Origin of the sequence: Streptomyces sp. M92, assembly GCF_028473745.1 — a bacterium.
GTDB lineage: Bacteria > Actinomycetota > Actinomycetes > Streptomycetales > Streptomycetaceae > Streptomyces.
This window is the reverse complement of sequence record NZ_CP101137.1, coordinates 285,703-299,245: the sequence shown is the minus strand read 5'-3', so window position 1 is coordinate 299,245 and position 13,543 is coordinate 285,703. Positions and strand designations below refer to the sequence as shown.

The window sequence follows — 13,543 nt, the reverse complement described above, 5'->3', positions numbered from 1 at the left end:
CCTTCGTACAACCGTTCATGCCCACTGGGTGACCACCTGAACACTCAAAGTGAGTACGAACCGCCGGTTCTCGCCACGGCCCGCGCCGGGCCGTCGCGTTCTGTATCAGCCATTGATACGCGCGGACGGTGTCCGACGCGGGTCTGAGAGAATTGGTTCCGTGATCTCCCGAATCGATCTGCGCGGCGACGCCCTCCCCGAGGGTCCCGCCCTGCGCGACCTGCTGCCCCGAGCCGACTTCGACGTCGCGGCCGCCCTGGACAAGGTGCGCCCGATCTGCGAGGCCGTGCATCATCGTGGCGACGCGGCGCTGATCGACTTCGCCGAGCAGTTCGACGGCGTCAAGCTGGACCAGGTGCGGGTCCCGGCCGTCGCGCTCACGCGCGCGCTGGAGGAGCTCGACCCGGCCGTGCGCGCCGCGCTGGAGGAGTCCGTCCGCCGTGCCCGCCTCGTCCACCGCGAGCAGCGCCGCACCACGCACACCACCCAGGTCGTCCCCGGCGGCTCGGTCACCGAGAAGTGGGTGCCGGTCGACCGGGTCGGGCTGTACGCGCCCGGCGGCCGGTCCGTCTACCCGTCGTCCGTGATCATGAACGTGGTGCCCGCGCAGGAGGCCGGCGTCGCATCGATCGCCCTCGCCTCCCCGGCGCAGGCCGAGTTCGACGGCCTCCCGCACCCCACCATCCTCGCCGCCTGCGCCCTGCTCGGCGTCGACGAGGTGTACGCGGCCGGCGGCGCCACCGCCGTCGCGATGTTCGCGTACGGCACCGAGTCCTGCCCGCCCGCCGACATGGTCACCGGCCCCGGCAACATCTGGGTCGCCGCCGCCAAGCGCTTCTTCACCGGGAAGATCGGCATCGACGCCGAGGCCGGCCCGACCGAGATCGCGATCCTCGCCGACTCCACCGCCGACCCGGTGCACGTCGCCTCCGACCTGATCAGCCAGGCCGAGCACGACCCGCTGGCCGCCGCCGTCCTGGTCACCGACTCCGTCGAGCTGGCGGACGCGGTCGACAAGGAGCTCCAGCCGCAGGTCCAGGCCACCAAGCACATCGACGACCGGATCGTCCCGGCCCTGAAGGGCCGCCAGTCCGCGATCGTCCTGGTCGACGGCGTGGACGAGGGCCTGCGCGTGGTCGACGCCTACGGTGCGGAGCACCTGGAGATCCAGACCGCCGACGCCGCCGCCGTCGCCGACCGCGTCCGCAACGCCGGCGCGATCTTCGTCGGCCCCTGGGCGCCCGTCTCGCTCGGCGACTACGCGGCCGGGTCCAACCACGTCCTGCCCACCGGCGGCTGCGCCTGCCACTCCTCGGGCCTGTCCGTGCAGTCCTTCCTGCGCGGCATCCACATCGTCGACTACACGCGCGACGCCCTCGCCGACGTCGCGCACCACGTGGTGACGCTGGCGGAGGCCGAGGACCTGCCGGCGCACGGCGCGGCGATCAAGGCGAGGTTCGAGTGGAAGGTCCCGGAGAGCAAGTGACGTTCGGCATCGACGACCTCCCCGTACGGGACGAGCTGCGCGGCAAGTCCCCCTACGGCGCGCCCCAGCTGGACGTGCCGGTACGCCTGAACACCAACGAGAACCCCTACCCGCTGCCCGACGCGCTGGTCGAGCGGATCACCGAGCGCGTCCGCGAGGCCGCCCGCCACCTCAACCGCTACCCGGACCGGGACGCGGTCGAACTGCGCACCGAGCTGGCCCGGTACCTGACCGAGACCTCCGGCCACCCGCTCGACGTGGCCAACGTCTGGGCGGCCAACGGCTCCAACGAGGTCATCCAGCAGCTGCTCCAGACCTTCGGCGGGCCCGGCCGCACCGCGATCGGCTTCGAGCCGTCGTACTCGATGCACGGCCTCATCGCGCGCGGCACCGGCACCGGCTGGATCTCCGGCCCGCGCCACGAGGACTTCACCGTCGACGTGCCCGCCGCCGAGAAGGCCATCGCCGAGCACCGCCCGGACGTCGTCTTCATCACCACCCCCAACAACCCCACGGGCAACGCGGTCCCGGCCGAGACGGTCCTCGCCCTCTACGAGGCCGCACAGGCCGCCAAGCCCTCCATGGTCGTCGTCGACGAGGCCTACATCGAGTTCAGCCACGGCGCCTCACTGCTGCCGCTGCTGGACGGCCGCCCGAACCTCGTCGTCTCCCGCACCATGTCGAAGGCGTTCGGCGCGGCGGGCCTGCGCCTGGGCTACCTCGCCGCGCACCCGGCCGTCGTCGACGCCGTCCAGCTCGTACGGCTGCCCTACCACCTGTCCGCCGTCACCCAGGCGACCGCGCTGGCCGCCCTGGAACACACCGGCACGCTGCTGAAGTACGTCGAGCAGCTCAAGGCCGAGCGGGACCGGCTGGTCGCCGAACTGCGCGCCATCGGCTACGAGGTGACCGAGTCCGACGCCAACTTCGTCCAGTTCGGACGCTTCGCGGACTCCCACGAGGCGTGGCGGCGGATCCTCGACCGGGGCGTCCTGGTCCGGGACAACGGCGTACCGGGATGGCTGCGGGTCACCGCCGGCACCCCCCAGGAGAACGACGCGTTCCTCGACGCGGTACGTGAAGTCAAGAAGGAGCAGAACACATGAGCCGCGTGGGACGCGTGGAGCGCACGACCAAGGAGACCTCGGTCCTCGTCGAGATCGACCTCGACGGCACCGGCAAGACCGACATCGCCACCGGCGTCGGCTTCTATGACCACATGCTCGACCAGCTCGGCCGGCACGGTCTGTTCGACCTGACCGTGAAGACCGACGGCGACCTGCACATCGACTCCCACCACACCATCGAGGACACCGCCCTCGCGCTGGGCGCCGCCTTCAAGCAGGCCCTCGGCGACAAGGTGGGCATCTACCGCTTCGGCAACTGCACGGTCCCGCTGGACGAGTCCCTCGCCCAGGTCACCGTCGACCTCTCCGGCCGCCCCTACCTCGTGCACACCGAGCCCGAGAACATGGCGCCGATGATCGGCGAGTACGACGTGACGATGACCCGGCACATCCTGGAGTCCTTCGTCGCCCAGGCGCAGATCGCCCTGCACGTGCACGTGCCCTACGGGCGCAACGCGCACCACATCGTGGAGTGCCAGTTCAAGGCGCTGGCCCGCGCCCTGCGCTACGCCTCGGAGCGCGACCCCCGCGCGGCCGGCATCCTGCCCTCCACGAAGGGCGCGCTGTAACCGATGAACGGTACGTCCACCGCGCTGATCGTCGTCGGCCTGTTCCTGGTCGGCGGCATCATCTCCTTCGCCAAGCAGCAGATGCCCAAGGGCCTGATCGTGCTGCTGTCCATCGGTGCCGGCATGTGCCTCCTCGCCGGCGTCCTGAGGCTGGAGGTGTGGAGTTGACCTCTGCGAATCCCAAGCGGGTCGTCGTCTTCGACTACGGCTTCGGCAACGTCCGCTCCGCCGAGCGTGCCCTCGCGCGCGCGGGAGCCGAAGTCGAGATCACCCGTGACTACGACAAGGCCATGAACGCCGACGGGCTGCTGGTCCCCGGCGTCGGCGCCTTCGCCGCCTGCATGGACGGCCTGAGGGCCGCCCGGGGCGACTGGGTCGTCGAACGCCGGCTCGCGGGCGGGCGCCCGGTGATGGGCATCTGCGTCGGCATGCAGATCCTGTTCGCGCGCGGCATCGAGCACGGCGTCGAGGCCGAGGGCCTGGACGAGTGGCCCGGCACGGTCGGCCCCCTCCGGGCCGACGTCGTGCCCCACATGGGCTGGAACACCGTCGAGGCACCGGCCGACTCCCAGCTCTTCGCGGACCTCGACGCGGACGCCCGCTTCTACTTCGTGCACTCCTACGCCGTCCACGACTGGTCCCTGGAGACGCACAATCCGCTGATCGCCGCCCCCAAGGTCACCTGGTCCACGCACGGCAAGCCCTTCGTGGCCGCCGTGGAGAACGGCGCCCTGTGGGCCACCCAGTTCCACCCGGAGAAGTCCGGCGACGCCGGCGCCCAGCTCCTCACCAACTGGATCGAGACCCTGTAAAGATGAGCCCGGTAGAAGAGATGAGCCCGGTACAGATGAGCAAGCTCGAACTCCTCCCCGCCGTCGACGTCCGCGACGGCCAGGCCGTCCGCCTCGTGCACGGCGAGTCCGGCACGGAGACCTCCTACGGCTCCCCGCTCGAGGCCGCCCTCGCCTGGCAGCGTTCCGGCGCCGAGTGGCTGCACCTGGTCGACCTGGACGCCGCCTTCGGCACCGGGGACAACCGCGAGCTGATCGCCGAGGTCACCAAGGCGATGGACATCAAGGTGGAGCTGTCCGGTGGCATCCGCGACGACGACACCCTCGCCGCCGCCCTCGCCACCGGCTGCACCCGCGTCAACCTCGGCACGGCCGCCCTGGAGACCCCCGAGTGGGTCGCCAAGGTCATCGCCGAGCACGGCGACAAGATCGCGGTGGGCCTGGACGTACGGGGCACCACGCTCCGGGGCCGCGGCTGGACCCGCGACGGCGGCGACCTGTACGAGACGCTGGACCGCCTCAACAAGGAGGGCTGCGCCCGCTACGTCGTCACGGACATCGCCAAGGACGGCACCCTCCAGGGCCCCAACCTGGACCTCCTCAAGAACGTCTGCGCGGCCACCGACCGCCCGGTCGTCGCGTCGGGCGGCGTGTCGTCCCTGGACGACCTGCGCGCGATCGCCTCCCTCGTCCCGGCCGGTGTCGAGGGGGCCATCGTCGGGAAGGCCCTGTACGCGAAGGCGTTCACCCTGGAAGAAGCCTTGGAGGCTGTGTCGCCATGACATCCGAAGCCGTACGGCGCGTGCAGAGCGGAAGTCCCTGGGAAGATTCTTTCGGTTTCGCACGTGCCGTGGCGGCGGGTGACCGAGTCGTCGTGGCCGGCACGACCGCCTTCAAGGGCGACATGCTGTACGGCGAGGGCGACCCGTACGAACAGGCCAAGGTGGCCTTCGGCACCGCGGTCGAGGCGATCGGCGCATTCGGACTCGGTGTCGAGTCCGTGGTCCGAACCCGTATGTACCTGGCACATTCGCGCGACGTCGATGAGGTGGGCCGCGCCCACAAGGAGCTGTTCGGCTCCGTACGCCCGGTCACGACCCTGCTGGTCGTGGAGGGCTTCATCGACTCGCGGGTGCTGGTGTCAGTCGAAGTGGAAGCGTATAGAGGAGCCGTGGATTCATGACCCTGGCGGTCCGAGTCATCCCCTGCCTGGACGTGGACAACGGCCGGGTCGTCAAGGGCGTCAACTTCCAGAACCTCCGCGACGCGGGCGACCCCGTCGAGATGGCCAAGGTGTACGACGCCGAGGGCGCCGACGAGCTGACGTTCCTGGACATCACCGCCTCGTCGGGCGACCGCGAGACGACCTACGACGTGGTGCGCCGCACCGCCGAGCAGGTGTTCATCCCGCTGACCGTCGGCGGCGGCGTGCGCACCGCCGAGGACGTCGACAAGCTGCTGCGGGCCGGTGCGGACAAGGTGGGCGTGAACACGGCCGCCATCGCCCGCCCCGACCTGATCCGCGAGATCGCCGAGCGTTTCGGCCGCCAGGTCCTCGTCCTGTCGGTCGACGCCCGCCGCACCGAGGCCGGCACCTTCGAGGTGACCACCCACGGCGGCCGGCGCGGCACCGGCATCGACGCGGTGGAGTGGGCGCACCGCGCCGCGGAGCTGGGCGCGGGCGAGATCCTGCTCAACTCGATGGATGCGGACGGCACGAAGGACGGCTACGACCTGGAGATGCTGGCCGCGGTCCGGGGGCACGTCACCGTCCCCGTGATCGCCTCGGGCGGCGCGGGCACCCTCGCCCACTTCGCCCCCGCGGTCGAGGCGGGCGCGGACGCGGTCCTGGCGGCGTCCGTCTTCCACTTCGGCGACCTGCGCATCGGGCAGGTGAAGGAGACGCTGCGGGGGGCGGGGCATCCCGTGCGCTAGACGGGACCCACACCCCGGAAAGGGAAAGTTGCACGACTTCCGTGTCTGAGGCGACCACGTCCGCGACGGACGTACCCATACCCGCCGTCGGCTCCGTCCCGGCCCATCGCGACCCCAACGTCCTGCGCTGGGTCGCCGCCTACACGGCCTCCATGGTCGGGGACACCGTCTTCTACCTGGCGCTGTCCTGGGCCGCCGTGCAGAACGGCAGTCCCGCCGAGGCCGGGATCGTCACCGCCGTGAGCGCGGTGCCGCGGGCGCTGCTGATGCTGGGCGGCGGCGTGGTCGCCGACCGGTTCGGGCCCCGGCGGGTCGTCATCGGGAGTGACGCCGTGCGGTGCGTCACCGTGCTGGCGGTCGCCGCCGTGCTCTTCGCGACCGACCCCGGGCTGTGGCTCCTCGCTCTGCTCGCCGTCGTCTTCGGCGCCGTAGACGCCGTGTTCATGCCCGCCGTGGGGGCGCTCCCGGCGCGGATCACCGGCAGGGACCAGCTCGCCCGCGTGCAGGGCATGCGCGGCCTCGCCATCCGGTTCGCGGCCGTCGTGGGCGCGCCGCTGGGCGGGCTCGGTGTGGCGGTCGGCGGCGCGGCGGCGGCCTTCGCGGGCGCGGGGCTGCTGATCGCCGTGTCCGTGCCGCTGCTGGTCTCCGTACGGATGCGCGAGCTGCCGGCCGACGACACGTCTCCCGCGCCCGCCGCGCGGGACACCACCGCCTGGCGGGACCTGGTGGGCGGGCTGCGCTACGTCCGCCGCCACCGCGTCCTCGGCCCGCTGATGGTGGCCATCGCCCTCGGCGACCTCGGCTTCGTCGGCCCCCTCAACGTCGGCCTCACCCTGCTCGCCGACGAGCGGGGCTGGGGCGCCTCCGGGATGGGCTGGGTGCTCGCGGGGTTCGGGACGGGCGCCGGCGTCGCCGCCCTGCTGCTGACCGTACGGGGACGCGTGCCGCGCGCCGGGTGCGTCGCCGCCGGTGCCCTCGTCCCCGGCGCGGCGGCGATCGGCGCCCTGCCGCACGCGCCCGGCCTGCCCGCGGCCGTCGGCATCGCCGTGGCCGTCGGGCTGCTCACCGGGCTCAGCGGCGCCATGTGCGGAGCGCTGCTGCAGACCCAGTCCGAGCCCGCCTACCTGGGCCGCGTCACCGCCGTCGGCGGCATCGTCAGCCTGGGGGTCGCGCCGCTGAGCATGCCGCTGTCCGCCGCCGCCGTCGGCGTCTGGGGCACCGGCCTGGTCTTCGCCGTCAGCGCCGCGGTATGCGCCCTCGGCGGCGGCGTCGCCCTCGCCGCACCGGGCGTACGACGGGCCGAACTGCCGGGGTAGCCACCGCACGGCGGCCTCGGGCCCCCGACGGCCGGGCCAGTCGGCTGGCGGCCGCAGATCCCGGTGGCCGGGGCGGTCGCCCGGGGGTCACGGGTCCTGGGGTGCCGGGCAAGCCGCCAAGCCGCCCAGCCGCCCCAGGCCGCCGGCTGCGGGGCAGTCGGCTGGTGCTTGGGTCCTCAATGTCCTTGTCAGTCATCCACGCGGTGGCCGCAGATTCCGGTGGCCGGGGCAGTCGCCCGAGGGTCACGGGACCTGGGATGCCGGGCAAGCCGCCCAGTCGCCCCAGGCCGCCGGCTGCGGGGGCAGTCGGCTGGTGCTTGGGTCCTCAAGTCCGGGCCAGTCATCCACGCGGTGGCCGCAGATTCCGGTGGCCGGTGCAGTCGCCCGAGGGTCACGGGACCTGGGATGCCGGGCAAGCCGTCAAGCCGCCCAGCCGCCCAGTCGCCCCAGACCGCCGGCCGCGGGGGCAGTCGGCTGGTGCTTGGGTCCTCAGTGTCCGGGCCAGTCATCCACGTGGCGGCCGCAGATTCCGGTGGCCGGTGCAGTCGCCCGGCGGCCACGGGACCTGGGATGCCGGGCAAGCCGCCCCAGACGGCCAGCTGCGGGGGCAGTCGGCCGGTGCTTGGGTCCTCAAGTCCGGGCCAGTCACCCACGCGGCGGCCGCAGATCCCGGTGGCCGGGGCAGTCGCCCGGCGCCCAGGGCCCCGCCTGCCGGGCGCCCGCCCCATCGCCTCAGATCCCCAGCTGCTTCGTCTCGTGCAGCTTGGCGATCGCGTCCTCCTCGCCCTCCAGCTCGACCTTCGCCGCGCTCTGTCGCCCGTACGCGAAGAGCAGCAGCTCCGACGGCTCACCCGTCGCCGTCACCACCGGCGTGCCCCGGTGGGCGACCGTTGTCTGGCCGTTCGGGCGGCGCAGCACCAGGCCGGTCGGGATGCCCCGGCCCATCAGCCGCGCGGCGCGCTCCAGGCGGGACCACAGGGCGTCCTGGAAGACCGGGTCCAGCTCGCGCGGCGACCAGTCCGGCTGGGCGCGGCGGACGTCCTCGGCGTGGACGTAGAACTCCACCGTGTTCGCCGCCTCGTCGACCTGCTTGAGCTGGAAGGGGGAGAAGCGGGGCGGGCCCGTGCGGATCAGCTGGATCAGCTCCTCGTACGGCTTCGTGCCGTACTCGTCCATGACCCGGTCCAGCCGGGACGCAAGCTGCTTGATCAGGGTGCCCCCGGCGGCGTCCGGCCGGCGCTCGCGCACCACCACGTGGGCGGCGAGGTCACGGGTGCGCCAGCCCTCGCAGAGCGTGGGCGCGTCCGGCCCCGCCGTCTCCAACAGGTCCGCGAGCAGAAGTCGTTCACGCTTGGCGAAAGTCGACATGGAGTCAGCCTACGGCCGTCCGCCGGGTCCGCCCAATGGACGCCCCCGGGGTGTGTCGGTCCCGCGCGGCACAATGGGGCCCATGACCAGCAGCACCCGGCGGCCCAGCCCGCTCGCCCCGGAGATCGCCGACCGCCTCAAGCGCAGCGCCGACGGCCTCCTGCCCGCCATCGCCCAGCAGTACGACACCGGGGAGGTGCTGATGCTCGGCTGGATGGACGACGAGGCACTGCACCGCACGCTGACGACCGGTCGCTGCACCTACTGGTCGCGAAGCCGCCAGGAGTACTGGGTCAAGGGCGACACCTCGGGACACTTCCAGTGGGTGAAGTCGGTCGCCCTGGACTGCGACGCCGACACCGTCCTCGTCAAGGTCGACCAGGTCGGCGCCGCCTGCCACACCGGCGCCCGCACCTGCTTCGACGCCGATGTCCTGCTCGGGGACGGCGCGGGTGCCCAGACGCCCGGCGCGGATCAGTAGGGTCTGCCCACATGGACCACAGGGACCACAGGGACCACATGGACGTCATGGACCTCGACACCTTCCGCAAGCTCGCCGCCGACCGCCGGGTGATCCCGGTCAGCCGCAAGCTCCTCGCCGACGGCGACACCCCGGTCGCGCTCTACCGCAAGCTCGCCGCCGAACGCCCCGGCACCTTCCTCCTGGAGTCGGCGGAGAACGGCCGTACAGCGTTCCAGTGGTCCCGGTACTCCTTCGTCGGCGTCCGCAGCGCCGCCACCCTCACCGAAAGGGACGGGCAGGCCCACTGGCAGGGCACCCCGCCCGTCGGCGTCCCCACCGACGGCGACCCGCTCGCCGCCCTGCGCGCCACCGTCGAGGCCCTGCACACCCCGCGCGACCTCGCCCACGACCTGGGCCTGCCGCCCTTCACCGGAGGCATGGTCGGCTACCTCGGCTACGACATCGTGCGCCGCCTGGAGAAGGTCGGCCCCGGCGAGCGCGACGACCTGAGGCTCCCCGAGCTGACCATGCTCCTCACCAGCGACCTCGCCGTCATGGACCACTGGGAGGGCTCGGTCCTGCTGATCGCCAACGCGATCAACCACAACGACCTGGAGACCGGCGTCGACGAGGCCTACGCCGACGCGGTCGCCCGCCTGGACGCCATGGAGGCCGACCTCACCCGCGCGGTCGCCCAGCCCCCGGCCGCGCTCCCGCCCTCCGAGCTGCCCGAGTACACCGCCCTGTGGGGCGGCACCGACTTCCAGGAGGCCGTCGAGGACATCAAGGAGCGCATCCGCGCGGGGGAGGCCTTCCAGGTCGTCCCCTCCCAGCGCTTCGAGACACCGTGCACGGCGAGCGCCCTGGACGTGTACCGGGTGCTGCGGGCCACCAACCCCTCCCCGTACATGTACCTGCTCCGCCTCGACGGCTTCGACGTCGTCGGCTCGTCGCCGGAGGCGCTGGTCAAGGTCGAGGACGGGCGTGCCATGGTCCACCCCATCGCCGGGACCCGCCCCCGGGGCGCCACCCCGCAGGAGGACCAGTCCCTCGCCGAGGAACTGCTCGCCGACCCCAAGGAGCGCGCCGAGCACCTGATGCTCGTCGACCTCGGCCGCAACGACCTGGGGCGGGTCTGCGAACCGGGCTCGGTGGAAGTCGTCGACTTCATGTCCGTCGAGCGGTACTCGCACGTCATGCACATCGTCTCCACGGTCACCGGCCGCGTCGCCCCCGGCCGCACCGCGTTCGACGTCCTCACCGCCTGCTTCCCGGCCGGCACCCTCTCCGGCGCCCCCAAGCCGCGCGCCCTGCAGATCATCGACGAACTCGAACCGTCCCGGCGCGGCCTGTACGGCGGCTGCGTCGGGTACCTCGACTTCGCGGGCGACTCCGACACCGCCATCGCCATCCGCACCGCCCTGCTGCGCGACGGCACCGCCTACGTCCAGGCCGGCGCCGGCGTCGTCGCCGACTCCGATCCGGTCGCCGAGGACACCGAGTGCCGCAACAAGGCCGCCGCGGTGCTCCGCGCGGTGCACACGGCCAACCGGCTGGGGCGGTAGGGCCATTCTCACGCCACGGATTCCGAACCCCGGGTGACGGTTCGCCCGGGGTTCGGGTGATAGTGGAGTACGTGACAGCTGTTCCTCACCCCCGTACCCCAGCCGCAGGACCCGCCCGGTCCGGCCGCCGGAGCCTCGCCGTCGCCCTGCTGTGCGGCGCGCTCGGCGCCGGCGTCGCCCTGCTCGCCACCCGGCAGGAGTGGGCGGAGGGCACCGCGACGGTGGCCGGCGGCGCGTTCCCGCTGACCGCCAAGGGCAGCGACGTCACGGGCGTACCCGCGGCGCTCGCCATAGTCGGCCTCGCCGCGCTCGTCGCCGTCTTCGCCGTGCGCCGCGCGGGCCGGCTCGCGGTCGCCGCCGTGCTCGCGCTCAGCGGGGCCGGCACCGTCGTCGCCGCCCTGGCCGGCGCCTCCGACGGCTCCGCCCTGGACGACAAGGCCGCCGAGGCCGCCGGCGACACCTCGGCCACCGTGGGCGCCCTCACGCACACCGCCTGGCCGTACGTCGCGGCAGCCGGCGGCGCCCTGCTGCTGGTGGCCGGGCTGCTCGCCCTGCGCTACGGACGCCGGTGGCCCGCGATGTCCGGCCGCTACGAGCGCGACGGCACGCCGCGTCCGCGCCGGGGGCCGCAGACCGTCGACCCGGACCGCCCCGAGGACCTCTGGAAGGCCCTCGACCGCGGCGAGGACCCGACCGGCGCCTGACTCGCGGTTCACCCCGCCCCCTCCCGGGCACCCGGGGACGGGACCCGCGCCGGGCACCGGGGGGAGCACCCCCGCTCACGGCGCGAGCGCCCGTGCGGGACAATGATCCCGAGCATCCTGCTCAGACTTGGCACACAGCAACGAGGAGCAAGCAATGGCGGGCAGCAGCCACGGTCACACCCCGGCCGCCTGGACGGGTGTCATCATCGCCTTCATCGGTTTCTGCATCGCGGGCGTGTTCATGGTGGCGGCCCAGCCGGTGGGCTTCTGGGCCGGCATGGCGGTCGTCCTCCTCGGCGGTGCCGTGGGCGGCATCATGCGCATGATGGGCCTCGGCCAGCCGCGCCACACCCACCCCGTGCACCAGGTCGCCGGCGACAGCAAGCCGGTCGGCGCCAAGGGCTGACCCGGCGACGACACCTCCTGAGGGGCGGGCCGGCACGAGCGTGCCGGCCCGCCCCTCGGGTGCGTGCGAGGCCGCCCGGAGGCAGAATGCGCAGGGTGGACGCCGAGACCGGAAAGCCGACGCCGAGCAGGACACTCACCCAGGGCACGAGCGCGCCCCAGCACACGCCCGCGACCCCCGCGGCGACGCGCGGCCCCGCCCTCCTCGGCCGCCTGGCCGTCCCCGCCGCCGTGCTCACGACCGTGGCCGGCGCCTTCGCCTACGTCGGAAGCGTGGACCCCAACGAACCCGGCCACTACCCCGTCTGCCCCCTGCTGCGCTTCACGGGCGTCCTCTGCCCCGGCTGCGGCGGTCTGCGCAGCGCCCACGCCTTCGTCCACGGAGACCTGCCGACCGCACTGCAGGCCAACGCCCCGGCCGTCCTCGCCTACCTCGGCCTCGCCGTGCTCTGGACCGTCTGGGTGGTCCGCGCGGCGCGCGGCCGGCCCATGCGGATCGACCTCGGCCCGGTGCACCTGTGGGCGGCGGGCGCGCTGATGCTGACCTTCACGGTTGTCCGGAACCTGCCGTTCGGCGGCTGGCTCCGGCCTTGATCATCCGCTGGGTGTCCAGGTAGTGGAACCGGTGCCGACCGGATGCGGGACCGGCGCTCCCCTGCGGATACCATCGCAGTGACCATACGTTCCGATACGTACCGCCGTCTGAAAGGGGGCCGCTCGCGTGAGTGTGCTCGACGAGATCATCGACGGAGTCCGTGCCGACCTCGCGGAGCGGCAGGCGCGCGTCAGCCTCGACGAGCTCAAGGAGCGCGCGGCCAAGGCACGCCCCGCCAAGGACGGCGTGTCCGCCCTGCGCGGCGACGGCGTCAAGGTCATCTGCGAGGTCAAGCGCTCCAGCCCGTCCAAGGGCGCGCTGGCCGCCATCGCCGACCCGGCCGGCCTCGCCGCGGACTACGAGGCGGGCGGCGCCGCCGTCATCTCCGTCCTGACCGAGCAGCGCCGCTTCGGCGGCTCGCTCGCCGACCTGGAGGCCGTCCGCGCCCGCGTGGACATCCCGGTCCTGCGCAAGGACTTCATCGTCACCTCGTACCAGCTCTGGGAGGCCCGCGCGCACGGCGCCGACCTGGTGCTGCTGATCGTCGCCGCGCTGGAGCAGCCGGCTCTGGAGTCGCTGATCGAGCGCGCCGAGTCCATCGGACTGACCCCGCTCGTCGAGGTCCACGACGAGGACGAGGTCGAGCGCGCGGTGGACGCCGGCGCCAAGGTCATCGGTGTCAACGCGCGCAATCTGAAGACGCTGGAGGTCGACCGCGGCACCTTCGAGCGGGTCGCCCCGGAGATCCCCGCGCACATCGTCAAGGTCGCCGAGTCCGGCGTCCGCGGCCCGCACGACCTCATCGCCTACGCCAACGAGGGCGCCGACGCCGTCCTGGTCGGCGAGTCCCTGGTCACCGGCCGCGACCCCAAGACCGCCGTCGCCGACCTGGTCGCCGCCGGCGAACACCCGGCACTGCGCCACGGCCGGGGCTGACATCCCGGTAGGCTGATCCGCATGACGCTTCCGCTCACCCCGGCCTCCCGGGACCCGTACGCGCGCCTGGCGCGCGGCTGCCGCCCCCGCGGCTGCCGCGCCCCGGCCCGCCGGGTCCACGGCCGCCGGGTGCGGTACGTCATCGGGGACGAGCCGGGCCAGGTGAATGGCATGCGATGGCCTCAGCGCCCCGTAAGGGGCGCGGGGCTGTATTGAATCTGCGACTCCGTCGCGTGTGCGCGAGCAACCACAGACGGCCCGCAGCGGCCTGACTCCCCCGCCC

General features: G+C 73.1%; 17 protein-coding genes. 16 read left to right on the top strand and 1 reads right to left on the bottom strand.

Translation table 11 applies throughout. From position 1 onward, the window contains the following. The first annotated feature begins 160 nt into the window (after window positions 1-160). The 9 genes from hisD to M6G08_RS01340 are packed head-to-tail and all read left to right on the top strand — an operon-like array spanning window position 161 to window position 7,224. Window positions 161-1,486 carry a histidinol dehydrogenase gene (gene hisD / locus M6G08_RS01380; protein WP_272585354.1) on the top strand — a complete coding sequence of 442 codons (1,326 nt, stop codon included), beginning with the start codon at window positions 161-163 and terminating at the stop codon, window positions 1,484-1,486. Further along, window positions 1,483-2,592, top strand: coding sequence for a histidinol-phosphate transaminase (locus M6G08_RS01375; RefSeq protein ID WP_272585353.1), 1,110 nt, complete (start codon window positions 1,483-1,485; stop codon window positions 2,590-2,592). The genes hisD and M6G08_RS01375 overlap by 4 nt, the downstream gene beginning before the upstream one ends. Then, window positions 2,589-3,182 carry an imidazoleglycerol-phosphate dehydratase HisB gene (hisB, locus tag M6G08_RS01370; protein ID WP_007448566.1) on the top strand — a complete coding sequence of 198 codons (594 nt, stop codon included), beginning with the start codon at window positions 2,589-2,591 and terminating at the stop codon, window positions 3,180-3,182. The genes M6G08_RS01375 and hisB overlap by 4 nt, the downstream gene beginning before the upstream one ends. Window positions 3,183-3,185: 3 nt before the next feature. Beyond that, window positions 3,186-3,350 (top strand): CG2302 family histidine operon protein, encoded by a 165-nt coding sequence (locus tag M6G08_RS01365; protein ID WP_272585352.1) that lies wholly within the window; start codon window positions 3,186-3,188, stop codon window positions 3,348-3,350. Further along, window positions 3,341-3,994 carry an imidazole glycerol phosphate synthase subunit HisH gene (gene hisH / locus M6G08_RS01360; RefSeq protein ID WP_272585351.1) on the top strand — a complete coding sequence of 218 codons (654 nt, stop codon included), beginning with the start codon at window positions 3,341-3,343 and terminating at the stop codon, window positions 3,992-3,994. The genes M6G08_RS01365 and hisH overlap by 10 nt, the downstream gene beginning before the upstream one ends. Window positions 3,995-4,029: 35 nt before the next feature. Next, entirely contained in the window at window positions 4,030-4,755 is a 726-nt protein-coding gene (gene priA, locus M6G08_RS01355; protein ID WP_272591222.1) for a bifunctional 1-(5-phosphoribosyl)-5-((5-phosphoribosylamino)methylideneamino)imidazole-4-carboxamide isomerase/phosphoribosylanthranilate isomerase PriA, read from the top strand. After that, window positions 4,752-5,156, top strand: coding sequence for a RidA family protein (locus M6G08_RS01350; protein ID WP_272585350.1), 405 nt, complete (start codon window positions 4,752-4,754; stop codon window positions 5,154-5,156). Before priA ends, M6G08_RS01350 begins: the two co-directional genes overlap by 4 nt. Beyond that, window positions 5,153-5,908, top strand: coding sequence for an imidazole glycerol phosphate synthase subunit HisF (gene hisF / locus M6G08_RS01345; RefSeq protein ID WP_272585349.1), 756 nt, complete (start codon window positions 5,153-5,155; stop codon window positions 5,906-5,908). The genes M6G08_RS01350 and hisF overlap by 4 nt, the downstream gene beginning before the upstream one ends. Window positions 5,909-5,949: 41 nt before the next feature. Continuing rightward, window positions 5,950-7,224 (top strand): MFS transporter, encoded by a 1,275-nt coding sequence (locus tag M6G08_RS01340; RefSeq protein WP_272585348.1) that lies wholly within the window; start codon window positions 5,950-5,952, stop codon window positions 7,222-7,224. A gap of 732 nt (window positions 7,225-7,956) precedes the next feature. Here the strand turns inward: M6G08_RS01340 and M6G08_RS01335 are convergent. Beyond that, a complete protein-coding gene (locus tag M6G08_RS01335; RefSeq protein WP_272585347.1) occupies window positions 7,957-8,592 on the bottom strand; it encodes a TIGR03085 family metal-binding protein in 636 nt (211 codons plus the stop codon). Between the two features lie 82 nt (window positions 8,593-8,674). Here M6G08_RS01335 and hisI point away from each other — a divergent pair, with 82 nt between their 5' ends. The 7 genes from hisI (at window position 8,675) to trpM (ending at window position 13,476) form a co-directional block, all read left to right on the top strand. Beyond that, on the top strand, window positions 8,675-9,073 hold the full coding sequence (gene hisI / locus M6G08_RS01330) for a phosphoribosyl-AMP cyclohydrolase (protein WP_272585346.1): 399 nt from the start codon (window positions 8,675-8,677) through the stop codon (window positions 9,071-9,073). Between the two features lie 47 nt (window positions 9,074-9,120). After that, complete coding sequence (locus M6G08_RS01325) at window positions 9,121-10,620, top strand: anthranilate synthase component I (RefSeq protein WP_272591221.1); 1,500 nt, start codon at window positions 9,121-9,123, stop codon at window positions 10,618-10,620. Between the two features lie 62 nt (window positions 10,621-10,682). Beyond that, complete coding sequence (locus tag M6G08_RS01320) at window positions 10,683-11,324, top strand: TIGR02234 family membrane protein (RefSeq protein ID WP_272585345.1); 642 nt, start codon at window positions 10,683-10,685, stop codon at window positions 11,322-11,324. Window positions 11,325-11,478: 154 nt separating this feature from the next. Then, window positions 11,479-11,730 carry an HGxxPAAW family protein gene (locus tag M6G08_RS01315; protein ID WP_272585344.1) on the top strand — a complete coding sequence of 84 codons (252 nt, stop codon included), beginning with the start codon at window positions 11,479-11,481 and terminating at the stop codon, window positions 11,728-11,730. An 86-nt stretch (window positions 11,731-11,816) separates the two neighbouring features. Beyond that, on the top strand, window positions 11,817-12,323 hold the full coding sequence (locus tag M6G08_RS01310) for a DUF2752 domain-containing protein (RefSeq protein ID WP_272585343.1): 507 nt from the start codon (window positions 11,817-11,819) through the stop codon (window positions 12,321-12,323). 127 nt (window positions 12,324-12,450) lie between these two features. Next, window positions 12,451-13,260 (top strand): indole-3-glycerol phosphate synthase TrpC, encoded by an 810-nt coding sequence (gene trpC / locus M6G08_RS01305; RefSeq protein ID WP_073721889.1) that lies wholly within the window; start codon window positions 12,451-12,453, stop codon window positions 13,258-13,260. A gap of 21 nt (window positions 13,261-13,281) precedes the next feature. Next, window positions 13,282-13,476, top strand: a complete 195-nt coding sequence (gene trpM, locus M6G08_RS35945) for a tryptophan biosynthesis modulator TrpM (RefSeq protein ID WP_383140585.1) — start codon at window positions 13,282-13,284, stop codon at window positions 13,474-13,476. The last annotated feature ends 67 nt before the right edge of the window (window positions 13,477-13,543 follow it).